Source organism: Clostridium sp. ATCC 25772, assembly GCF_001573875.1.
Taxonomy (GTDB): domain Bacteria; phylum Bacillota; class Clostridia; order Clostridiales; family Clostridiaceae; genus Clostridium_J; species Clostridium_J senegalense.
Genome location: NZ_LFRG01000015.1, coordinates 54,292 through 66,631 on the forward strand (window position 1 = coordinate 54,292; position 12,340 = coordinate 66,631).

The 12,340-nt window shown below is 30.8% G+C and carries 11 protein-coding genes; all 11 read right to left on the reverse strand.

Annotation, left to right across the window (positions count from 1 at the left end; genetic code table 11):
• Nucleotides 1-60: 60 nt before the first annotated feature.
• Nucleotides 61-933: an aldolase/citrate lyase family protein gene (locus AZI32_RS08205; RefSeq protein WP_061995378.1), complete on the reverse strand. Its 873-nt coding sequence runs from the start codon at nt 931-933 to the stop codon at nt 61-63.
• A gap of 14 nt (nt 934-947) precedes the next feature.
• The gene (citD, locus tag AZI32_RS08210; RefSeq protein WP_010295146.1) at nt 948-1,211 is read right to left on the reverse strand and encodes a citrate lyase acyl carrier protein; all 264 of its coding nucleotides are present in this window, start codon (nt 1,209-1,211) and stop codon (nt 948-950) included.
• Nucleotides 1,212-1,268: 57 nt separating this feature from the next.
• Entirely contained in the window at nt 1,269-1,826 is a 558-nt protein-coding gene (locus AZI32_RS08215; protein WP_010295148.1) for a Fe-S-containing hydro-lyase, read from the reverse strand.
• Nucleotides 1,827-1,842: 16 nt separating this feature from the next.
• Nucleotides 1,843-2,685, reverse strand: a complete 843-nt coding sequence (locus AZI32_RS08220; RefSeq protein WP_061995379.1) for a fumarate hydratase — start codon at nt 2,683-2,685, stop codon at nt 1,843-1,845.
• Between the two features lie 179 nt (nt 2,686-2,864).
• On the reverse strand, nt 2,865-4,109 hold the full coding sequence (locus tag AZI32_RS08225) for a methylaspartate ammonia-lyase (protein WP_010295153.1): 1,245 nt from the start codon (nt 4,107-4,109) through the stop codon (nt 2,865-2,867).
• A gap of 66 nt (nt 4,110-4,175) precedes the next feature.
• A complete protein-coding gene (locus AZI32_RS08230) occupies nt 4,176-5,630 on the reverse strand; it encodes a methylaspartate mutase subunit E (protein WP_061995380.1) in 1,455 nt (484 codons plus the stop codon).
• Nucleotides 5,631-5,650: 20 nt separating this feature from the next.
• On the reverse strand, nt 5,651-7,045 hold the full coding sequence (glmL, locus tag AZI32_RS08235; RefSeq protein WP_061995381.1) for a methylaspartate mutase accessory protein GlmL: 1,395 nt from the start codon (nt 7,043-7,045) through the stop codon (nt 5,651-5,653).
• 27 nt (nt 7,046-7,072) lie between these two features.
• Nucleotides 7,073-7,483 carry a methylaspartate mutase subunit S gene (gene glmS / locus AZI32_RS08240; protein WP_061995382.1) on the reverse strand — a complete coding sequence of 137 codons (411 nt, stop codon included), beginning with the start codon at nt 7,481-7,483 and terminating at the stop codon, nt 7,073-7,075.
• 24 nt (nt 7,484-7,507) lie between these two features.
• Entirely contained in the window at nt 7,508-8,491 is a 984-nt protein-coding gene (locus tag AZI32_RS08245; protein WP_061995383.1) for a winged helix-turn-helix domain-containing protein, read from the reverse strand.
• Nucleotides 8,492-8,747: 256 nt separating this feature from the next.
• Nucleotides 8,748-9,467, reverse strand: coding sequence for an N-acetylmuramoyl-L-alanine amidase CwlD (gene cwlD / locus AZI32_RS08250; protein ID WP_061995384.1), 720 nt, complete (start codon nt 9,465-9,467; stop codon nt 8,748-8,750).
• Nucleotides 9,468-9,692: 225 nt separating this feature from the next.
• Nucleotides 9,693-11,321, reverse strand: a complete 1,629-nt coding sequence (locus AZI32_RS08255) for a Na/Pi cotransporter family protein (RefSeq protein ID WP_061995385.1) — start codon at nt 11,319-11,321, stop codon at nt 9,693-9,695.
• Between the last annotated feature and the right edge of the window lie 1,019 nt (nt 11,322-12,340).

Below are 12,340 nucleotides of genomic sequence, written 5' to 3' on the forward strand. Positions count from 1 at the left end.
CTAAGTCATCTATAAATTAACTAATATAACGACTAATTATTTTTCAAAATCTATTTATTCTTAAAGTAATCCTAATATTTTAGCTAATTCAACTGTTGTTTTTGCTCTATTTATGATTGGAGCATCTACCATTTTTCCGTCTAATGAGAAAACTCCTTTTCCTTCTTTTTGAGCTTCTTCCATAGCTTCTAAAACTCTTACTGCATGTTTTATTTCTTCTTTAGTTGGAGCATATACTGAATGTATTCCATCTATTTGTCTTGGGTTTATAGATGCTTTACCAGTCATTCCTAGTGATTTAGCTTTTGCAGTATCTACTAGTAATCCTTCTAAATCATTTGTATCAGTAAATGGAGTATCTATTGCATCAACTTTAGCAGCTTTACAAGCTATTGCAACTCTATTTCTTGCATAGAATACTTCTTCACCTACTTTAGTTCTTTTTATTCCCATGTCTGAAGTATAATCTTCTCCACCTAAAAGAACTCCTACAACTCTTTTTGATGACTTAATTATTGAATAAATGTTTTCAACACCATAAGCACTTTCTGCTATTGGGAATAGTTTTATTGATCCTATCTCAAAACCTTCTTCTTCTTCAATTTTACTAAGTCTTTTATCTATTTCTATTAACTCTTCTTCTGTAGCTTTAGGAACCATTATTGTATCTGGTTTCACTCTAGCTATAACATCTATATCTTCATCAGCAAATTCAGTTGTAAGTGGGTTAATTCTAACAACCACTTCAACACTACTGTAATCTACATTTTTTATTGCTTCTCTTACAAGTACTCTTGCACTATCTTTTTCTGTAAGAGAAACTGCATCTTCTAAATCTAGTATTATTGAGTCTGCTCCTAAAATTCCTGCATTTTGAAGCATTCCTGGATTATTACCAGGCATAAAAAGCATAGTTCTTCTTAATTTTTTCATTTTATTCACCTCTACTACTGAGCTCTTTTTACAGCTGTTTCTACTCTAGCTTTTATAGTGTAATCTAGTGCCCCTTTATCTTGTGCCTTTACTATAGCACTTTCCACTTTTAGCTCTTTTAAAGTTTCTAAAATAACTTTTCTTATTTCTTCACCAAATTGCTTCATTACTATACTCTCAAGGTCTAATTCTATGCCTTTTTCTTCGCTCGGCATAATCATTATATAAATATCATTAGATTCTAAAGTACCTGCTTTCGCAACTTTTTTTATATCCATAGTATTCACCTCTAATTTTTCACGGTTATTTTAATAGTTAAACTACTAAAACGCTATCTATTTTACTGAATTTAAATATGCTTCTTTTCCCATCTCATAAAGGTTATTTCCTTCACAGTCTATAACAACTACTAATGGTAAATCTTTAACTTCTAATCTTCTTACAGCTTCTGCACCTAGGTCTTCATAAGTTACAATCTCTGCAGTCTCTACGCATTTAGCCATTAGTGCTGCTGCGCCACCTATTGCTGCAAAATAAACAGCTTTGTTTTTCTTCATTGATTCAATAACTTCTTTTGAACGTAAGCCTTTACCAACCATTCCTTTTAATCCTTGATCTAAAAGTTGTGGTGTATAAGCATCCATTCTATAGCTAGTTGTTGGGCCTGCTGATCCTATTGCCATTCCTGGTTTCGCTGGTGTTGGTCCAACATAATATATCAAACTATCTTTTACATCTATAGGTAATTTCTCACCTTTTTCTAATAAATCAACAAATCTTTTATGGGCTGCATCTCTAGATGTATATATTACTCCTGAAAGTAATACGCTATCTCCAGCTTTTAAATCTTTTACTTTTTCTTCAGTTAATGGCATAGTTATTCTTTTTTCCATTACTAAATACCCCCTATTAAAGCTCTACTTCAGCATGTCTTGTAGCATGACAGTTTATGTTTACTGCAACTGGTAATCCTGCAATATGAGTTGCATATGTTTCTATATTTACAGCAAGAGCAGTTGTTTTTCCACCAAATCCTTGTGGTCCTATTCCTAAACTGTTTATAGCTTCTAGTAATTCATTTTCAAGCTCTTCATAGAAAGGATTTGAATTTCTCTTATCAAATGGTCTTATTAAAGCTTTTTTAGCTAAGTTTGCAGATCTATCAAAAGTTCCTCCAATTCCAACACCTACAACTATTGGTGGGCATGGGTTTGGGCCTGCTTCCTTAACTACTTTTAATATAAACTCTTTAACACCTTCTAGTCCATCAGATGGTTTTAGCATTTTTATTTGGCTCATGTTTTCTGAACCAAATCCTTTTGGTGCTACTGTGATTTTTAATTTATCTCCTGGAACTACATTATAATAAATTATTGCTGGTGTATTATCTTTAGTATTAACTCTATCTAATGGGTCTTTAACAACAGATTTTCTTAAATATCCGTCTGTATATCCTTTTCTAACACCTTCGTTTATAGCATCTTCTAAGCTTCCACCAACTATGTGAACCTCTTGTCCAAGCTCAACAAATACGCATGCCATTCCAGTATCTTGACACATTGGCATGTTTTCATTTTTAGCTATATCAGCATTAGTTATTATCTTATTTAATATACCTTTTGCTATATCCCAATTTTCATTATCTCTAGAGTTAATTAATGCATTTTTAACATCTTCACCTAAGTAATAATTAGCATTTATACATAACTCTCTTACTTCTTTACTTATTTGTTCAACATTAATTTCTTTCATTGCAACTCCTCCAAAATTGGCAGTCTATTTTTTATTATTATAAAGACTTTCTACTATGTAAAACTTTATCTTATACAATTAAATTTTTATCTTAATTTAAGCCTATAATATAAAGTTTATGTTATTCATAGTGTAAAAGGCAGTTTTTTATAAACCGCCTTTTATCTAATATATATTTATTATTTGTTTCTTCTGTTAACTAATGCAACTACTCTGTTCATTTCGTTGTTAACTATCATGTATCCTTCATCAACACCCATACCTGGTTTTGCAAGACATTGGTCTGCTCCACAAGCTATTGCGATGTTAGTGCAGATTTCTGCAGATCTATTTGTTTCGTTACAAGTTCCTCCACAGTAAGCTCCTACACCTTTTTTCTTACAGTATAATATAGAATCTATGATATTGTTAACTCCGCCAAGGTCTGGAGTTTTGATTTGTAGCATATGTCCTGCATTGTTATCAGCGAAGAATTTAACATCATCGTATGTGTTACACCATTCGTCTGCAACAAGCTCAACATTCATTCCTCTGTTGTTTATTTCAGTTGTTAAGTCTCTTAAAGCTTCCATTTGTCTTTCTCTATGCTCAACATCCATAGGTCCTTCAATTCTTAATTTGAAAGGTTTAGCAGCTTCTTCTAATGTTTGGATATAATCAGCCATTGCTTTTGTATCGTAATCGAAAGCTACTCCTATTGTTCCATAAACATCTATGTGGAATACTGGGCTATAGTCTTCACAAGTTCTTAATTTTAGAACTCTGTCACTTAACCATTTAACATATGCATGTAATTTTTCACCGTTGTTACCTAATTTATCAGCAACATGGTTGATTAAAGCGTGAGGCATTACGTCTGCACCTTTTATAATCATTTTGTCTGCATTATCATATCTGTCATCTCCAGATTGAGTGAATATAGGAATTCTTTTTATTTCTACTCCTGTGTTGTATTCATCTCTTACAACTTCAGCCATAGTTACTTTTTTAGCTTTTGCTACACCATCAAGGATTGCTTGAGTTACACCATATCTGATAGCTGTATGTAATCTTTTTCCATCAACTGTCATGTGGTCAAACTCTTCAGCTAAAGCTTTGAAGTTTTCTAATTCTCTTCCTATTAATTTAGGTGCGATTTCTTTTTCAATAACTGGTATAAAGTCTTTTGCTAAGAATAATGGATCTCTTCCACCTGCTCCAGAGTATTGAACTGCTGCACAATCTCCACAAGCTACTTGACCATCTTCAAGTACTAACATTACAGATATAGATTCTCCAGCTTGTCTTACAGATGTAAATCCTTCAGTTACAGCTTCTCCTACATATGTAAATCCATCATGTCCTGCTCCTTTTTTTATAGCTCTTTGGTCATCAAAATAGAATCCTGTTCTTCCTGCTGAACATATTACGTCAACAATTTTCATATAAAACACCTTACCTTCTAAAGATTAATAAGTATATATTAATTTATTTTTTTAACAATTTAATTATTATTCAGGTCTTCCTACTAATTTACCTTTTCCAACAGCGAATATATCATCAACTGTCATTTGGAAGCAAACATCTCTTCCTTCGAATTTAGCTCTTTCTTCTAATTTCTTTAAGTTATAAGCTTTTAATTCTTCAGTGAATGGAATGTTTCCTAATTTTAAGTATCTTACAGCACCATCATTATCTCTTGCAGGCATCATTTTACCAGCATTGTATTTGCTTGGTGCGAATGGGATATCTAATAATCCTCTTTCAAATGCTTTAACTGCTCCTATAGCTAAATCGCCATTTCCAGCTTCATAAACTGCCTCTAACATACATTTAGTTTCAGCTTTTATTATATTAATTTCCTCTTCTAACTCTTTAGACATTGCCATTCTTTGTCCTTCAAGTAAGTTTAGAGTCATTTTTGTTGTTTTTATACCTTGTGCATTAGCTTCTTTTGTTGGGATACCAATAGCTTCGTGTGTAGTTTTAACGATAACTTTAGTAGCTCCAGCTAAAGCTGCTGCTGCTGAACCTGTAGATATAACACCATAAGCTTTTGCTTCGTCAGCAGGGAATCCACCCATCCATTGGTGGAATACTGTTGTAACAAACACATCGTTGTATCCATTAGCTTTTAAGTATTCATTACATTGCTCTTCTAATGATCTTATAGCTGCAACGTCTTGGATTAAGTTTCCGCATTGACCGTATCCTACAGTAATGTTTTTAACACCTTGCTCTGCTGCAAGTAAAGCTTCTATTATAGCTACTACGTTTGATGTACTTGGTGGTACTAATGTTCCAGTTAATGGACCATATGGTTCTCTATTTATTGATATACCATGTTCTTCATAGTAACCAACTAGTCTATCGCAGTATTGCCAATCTAAGATTGTTTTTTCTAATGTAACATTTTTAGCGTATGGTATGTTATAAGATATACCACCACCCTCATTTGATGTCCATCCTGATGCATGTGTAATTTCTGCAAGTAATCTTCCGTCTGGAGTACCATGTCTTGATTCTATTGGTAAGTTAACTGATTCAAATACTTTTTTACATCCAGCTACACCATGGTTAACCCCTGGGAATCCGTTAAGTAATGATCTTCCTTCTTTTATACTTTCTTTTATTCCAACTTCACATTCTTCATATCTATTTTGTCTTGTATAACTATCTATTGTTGAAGGTAGTAAATCTGCTCCACCTTCATTTTGTAAAAATGATAATAATTCTACATGCTTATCTATTAAAGCAACACCTGCTCTTGGTTGTGCTAAAGTAATTCCTTCTTGTTTTGCTTTTACTAATTTTTTAGCAAAATTTTTGTGGTCTGGAATTGTTTTGTTATATTCTATTCCATCTTGTATATTGGCTACATCTTTTCCTGTTGGCCATTGTGCTAAAACTTCTTCTCTTACTTTGAAAAATTCCTCTTCAGTCCATTTTTTATTTTTAAGTTCCACTTTAAATTACCTCCTGATAATTACACATTAACTAAATATTTTTTCATAATTCTAACGGCTTTATCTGGATGATCATGTGCTAACAATCCCATCGCTGATAATATATAACTCTTATCTAACAAAAACTCTGGTTCCTGTGGTTTTAATGACGTTGGATCTTCCTTTTTAAAAGTACCAGCATTTAAAATATCTCCTGGATTTTTACTATGAACTAAAACTCCACCTGTACCTATCATATATTTAACTTTCATAAGGTCTTTACCCATTTGGTTAAATACAACTCCCATTGGAGTATATACATTTTCAATATGTCCTGCATGTCTTTCAAGTGCAAGTTCAGTTGCTACTTTAGCCATAGCTTCATCAAATTTTATTTCCTCATCATTTTTAGGTACCATTTTTATGTTTTCGTATCTATATTTACAACACTCTTCTATATTTATTTCTCTTTTTTTATCACCTAAGTAATTTCTTAGCTTTCTAGAGCCACCAGCTTCCCAAAGAGAAACTGCAGAATATCTCATTCCTAAATCACCTTCAACTGTTCTTTTAGCGAAAGGTTCTTCAAGTCCTCTCATGTTAACTCCTGCCTTTGTTGGTTCTCCATCAGCTATTGAGTGAATATCAGTAGTTGCTCCTCCAATATCAACAACTATTAAGTCGCCAATACCTTCTTCCTCATCGCTACCTTCACTTAACACTCTTGCAGCCTTTAATACTGCCGCTGGCGTAGGCATTAATATTCCGTTTACAAAACTTTCTGCATTATTAAGGCCCTTTGCATCTGTTATTTTATCCATGAATACTTTTCTTATTTCTTCACGGGCTGGTTCAACATTTAATGAATTTAATGTTGGCATAACATTTTCAGTTACACTAAAGTAAACACCAGCTTCTTCAAGTATCTCTCTTATTTCATCATTAGCTACTTTATTACCAGCAACTACCACTGGAACATCTATGTTATGCTTTACAATCATCTTAGCATTATGTATTACACACTGTTTATTACCACCATTTGTTCCACCTGCTAGAAGTATTATATCAACATCTGAATTTTTAATTTCTTCTGCTTCATAATTTGTTATTTCATAACTATACACTTTTAACACTCTCGCTCCAGCGCCTAAAGCTGCTCTTTTGGCTGCTTCTGCAGTTAAGTCTGGAACTAGACCTAAGGCAACCATTTTTAATCCACCAGCTGCTGATGAACAAGCTAATTTTTTTACAAAGTTTACATCTTTGCCTTCTAATTGCTCTTCTAACTTCTTATAAGCCTTATCAAAACCAGTCATAATATCATCTTCAATTGTTGTTATATCCTTTGCTGAAGCTAATATTTCTTCATTTTCAATATCTACAGCTGTAAGTTTTGTGTAGGTACTACCAAAGTCTAAAAGTAAGTATGCATCCACTTTAATCACTCCACTTTTGTATATTTATTATAGTCCTAAATCTTCTTTTAAATCGTGAATTGTTGTTTCAAGACTTGTTCCAGGTGGGTAAACTCTGTCAAATCCCATAGCTTGGAATCTTCCAAGAACTTCTTCCCAGTTTTGTTTTCCTACAACTATATTTCCACCTACATAAAGTAAAATGTCTTTTAATCCAGCCTCATCACAGTTCTCTCTTAATCCTCTACAGTCAATTTCTCCATGACCATAAAGTGAAGATACTATTATAACGTCTGCATTAGTTTCTACTGCTGCGTTAATGAAATCTTCTTGTGGTGATAATACACCTATATTTATTACGTTGAATCCTGCTTCTGTTAAAGCATAATCTAGGATTTTGTTACCAACTGCGTGACAGTCAGCTCCTATAACTCCAAGAACTAAAGTTTTCTTTTCCATTTCTAAAGCCTCCCTAAAAAATAATTAATTGTGATTAGTATTTTGCTTATATTTTATTTCAATTAGCTTAGACTTAAGTGCTTTTACAGAACCCGAATCTAAACTATAAGAAAACTCAATTATTTCTTTATTGTGAATATTTAGTATAGAGATATCTTTTACTCTTCCCGGCGTAACTATTAGCACATCAAACTTTTCAACTATCTTTTTTAGTTTGTCCACTTCTAATTCATTGAAATACTGTACATTTAAATCTGCAAGCCCTGAATCATCTAATGCCGCTTTCATCTTAAAAATCATTTCTTGTGATATACATATAAAAGCAAAACTTGTTTCATAAGGGTGTCTCGCAATTTTTACTATAGATTCCAACTTAGGATTTATAGCTACCCCTAAAACTTCTCTATTTATTTCCTTTATTGCATTTTTAACTTCATTTACATGATTGAATGTTGCAATTATAACCTCGCTGCCATTTACTATTTTTTTTGTTTTTTCTGACATTTCATTAAGTTCTGACACTGTTAAAGGTATAACATTCATATTACTATTTTCACTTAATTGTTTACTAAACATTCTTGATTGTTCAATATTACATTCAACAAAAATTGCTGTAACTTTTTTCATTAATTCTTTTTTTTCTTTAACTCTTTCTATTACTATTTCTAGAAAATCTTCTGCTTCTACACCAATTTCTAGAGCCTCTTCAAGGGCTAAATCAACAAACTTTATTAGCTTGTTTTTTATCTCCTCATCCTTCCAAGAAATAACTTCTTCTGCTACGAATGTTCCTTTTCCTTGAATAGACTTTAATACACCACTATTTTCAAGTTGTTTATAAGCAGTACTTATTGTATTCCTACTTACTTTTAGCTCCTGTGAAAGTTCTCTTTCCGTTGGCATTTTGTTTCCTACCTTGAGAGTACCTTCTTTTACCAAATCCATTATTTGCTTTTTAACTTGAATATACAGTGGTATTCCGCATTTTTTATCTACCACAATATTCATAAATACCTCCCAAGTCTAAATGGACTAATGGACTAATCCATTTCCCATTTACAATGTAATAATACCATATGGCCCTATCTAATTCAATGCCAATTTTGATAAAAATCAAAAAAAAGCCGACCCAGATTTCCCGTTCGGCAAGTTTCGATTCATTTGTTTGAATCTTTTTTAAATTTTCTCTATTTTAAATTTATATTTTTTTGTTTTTATTTATTTTTTTACAGTTTTCTTCAAATTTTTTCATATTTATCTCATTTTACTTACTTTTTGTACCATTTTTATAATAATATTCTATTGACTTGAACAATGATTGTGCAACTTTTTTTTGATAACTTTCATCTTTTAATTTAGACAAATCTTCATTATTCGATAAAAACCCACATTCTATAATAAAACCTGGCATAGTATCATTGGTTCTTAATACCTTATAAGCATCTTTTGCTGGTTTTGCCTGTCTTTTATTATTGGTATCTAAATCTTCTTTTAAGTTATTTTGTACTATTTTAGAAATAACTTCACTTTCTGGATTATTTGAGTACCATACTTGTGCTCCTTTACAACTAGCATCCTTAAATTTATTTAAATGTATACTTACAAACAAATCACAATTAGTTTCTTTCTTTAATTGACATCTAGCATTTAAATCTTCATTTTTCTTTTGTCTTACAGTTCCATTCTCTGAATATAAACCTGTATCTTCATATCTAGTTAAATATACATTATATCCTGATTCCTTTAAAAGTTTTTCAAGTTCAAGAGCAATATTAAGATTTATGTGTTTTTCTACAGTACCATCTGATGCACTAGCACCACCATCCATACCTCCATGTCCTGGATCTATAAGTATAGTTTTAACTTTATTATCATTTAAATTAATTACATCTTCACTTCTTTTTAAATCTGTTGTAAAAAAACTTCCAAATACAATTAATATAGCCATTAAAGTACCAATTAAAATACTATTTTTATATTTCATATTTTCACCTCTAATTTGTCTGTTTTAACATAATTTAAGTTTTATTAAATTATTTTTAATATTTCTTTACTTAATATACCCACATATTCTTATAAATATTACTATGTTAATTAAAATTAGTTTGATTGAGTTAAACTATTGGCACTATATGGATTTTCTAATTATAATTTTATTTTACAAAAAAATAACACCTCAAAGCAAAATTGCTTTGAGATGTTTTATTTATTAATTATAAGCAGTTTCTGCAACTATCTCTGCTATATTTACTGCATGGTCACCTATTCTTTCAAAGTTACTTATAACATCTAAGAATATTGCACCTACTGTTGCATTACAAACTCCATTATTAAGTCTTTTTATATGTGATGACCTTAACTGTTTTTCTAAACTATCGATTCTGTCCTCTACTGATCTAACTGTATCAGCTTTGTCCTTATTATAGTTTTTAAAACACTCAATACTCATTTCTAAAGAGTTAATTGTGTAATTAAATATATCATTTAATTCTTTAACACCTTCCTCAGAAAAGTCCGCATTTTTAGTCATTTTTTCACTAGCTAAATCTGCTATATTTTCAGCATGATCACCTATACGTTCAATGTCGTTAACAACATGGAACATTGCTGCAACCATCCCCTTTTGTTCTTCTCCTAATTCACTGTTAGATAATTTAACTAAGAATTTAGTTATATCATCTTCTAATATATTTATAAGCTTTTCTTGCTCATATACTTTTTTTAATGCCTTTTCATCATTATAGACAAAGGCTTTCATAGCAAATTCAACATTTTCCTTAGCTTTAGTACCCATTCTTACAAGTTCATTTGTTGTTTGACCTAAAGCAATTACAGGGGTTTCTAATAATCTTTCGTCTATGTACTGAACACCTATTGCGTCTTTTTCATCCTCACCTGGTATTAACCTGTTAACTAATGCAACTAATGGTTTTATGAACCAAATTAATAAAAATGTATTAATCACATTAAATATAGTATGTGCATTTGCTATCTGTCTTTTTACAGCTTCTGCATTATTTCCTGGTGTTATAGTTTGAACTACATTTGCTAATTGAGTTGCAAATCCTATAAATATAAGAGTTCCTATTACATTGAATAATAAATGTATTACTGCTGCTTTCTTAGCTGTTCTAGAAGTTCCTATACTTGATATCATTGCTGTAACACATGTACCTATATTACTACCTAATAATATTGGTATAGCTACGCTTAGTGGTAATGCTCCTGTTGATGCAAGTGCAACTAGTATACCTGTTGAAGCTGAAGAACTTTGAATTACAGCTGTCATAACAGCCCCTAGTAGTACTCCTAATAATACTTTACCTTGTAATTTTAATATTAAAGTTGTAAATATTGGTGAATCCGCTAATGGTGACATAGCATTTTTCATTAAATCTAATCCTAAAAATAAAATACCAAATCCTAAAACTATGTTTCCTATTTGCTTCTTCTTATTATTCTTTGAGAATAATACTATCATTGCACCGATTGCTAAACATAATGGTGCTAAAAAATCCATTTTAAAAGCAATTAATTGAGCTGTAATAGTTGTCCCTATATTCGCTCCCATTATAACCGCTGTAGCTTGATATAAATTCATGAGACCTGCATTAACAAATCCTACAACCATCACTGTAGTAGCACTACTACTTTGAATTATACCTGTTACTATAGCTCCTGTTAAAACTCCTTTTACTGGATTAGATGTTATCTTATCAAATACGCTTTTTAATCTGTCTCCAGCAGAATTTTCTAAACCGTCTCCCATCATTGTCATTCCATAAAGAAACAGTCCTAATCCGCCGAACAGACTAACTATTGTGGTAAATAAGTCCATAGATTACCTCCAAAATAATTTTAACTTTTATCTAAAATTCCTATTAAATGATACCTCAAAATTAAGTTCATGTTAATATATACAGAACAAATTTAACATAAACATAACATAAAATGAAATCTTCTAAATTCACTGTTATTTTAAGCTAATTTTTTTACCACAACTTATATATATATCCTTTATATAGGTATAACTATTAATTTAATATCAATATGTATTATATTAAATTGACTTATAAATAAAATTATAAATCTTCTTATTTAATACTATAGGGAAACAAGCTCAAATTAATATTTTATCAATAACTAACATATTATTTTAGTTAAAAGTTAAGAGTGAATAGTGAACAGTTGTAGTTATTACTACTCACTTTGTTCCTAGTAATTCTCAACGTATCTTTTTATAAATTTGCAAAGTAAATTATATTGATATATTTTTTAAAATCATTTTCAGAAAGTGGTTGCCACTTTCATCCTAAATTCTTAATTTATAATCTTTAACTAACTATATTTGTACTTATTTTTCTCAACTGATAACAAAAATTTGATGAATAAATTTAAACTGAAGCTTGTTTCCCTATATAGGATTCCAGATTAAATTTTAAACTTATTCATTTATTAAATGAGAAGACTAAAATTAATACTTTATGAATAACTAGCAGATTATTTTAGTTAACAATTACTAGTTACGGTGATTATTATTCAGTATTTTCCTAATAATGCTAAATGTACTTTTTTAGGACTAGATTTTATTGCTTTATGTTTTATTGATATCCTTTCAACTTTATTGAAAAAATAACTTACGGAAAATAAATTTCCACACTCCTGTCCTTCTTGTTACAGCTGTAAACTTTGGATATAACTTCAGTTAACTTTATATTCCAAATTAAAAGTTTCATTCTTCTAATTGAAAAAACTCATTCTCAGTTTCATCCATTACTTTCGGACGGCTCCCCTCTAATTGGACAAACTTAACTTATACTAATATATGCTTAAATTTTTAAACACACATTAAATTCT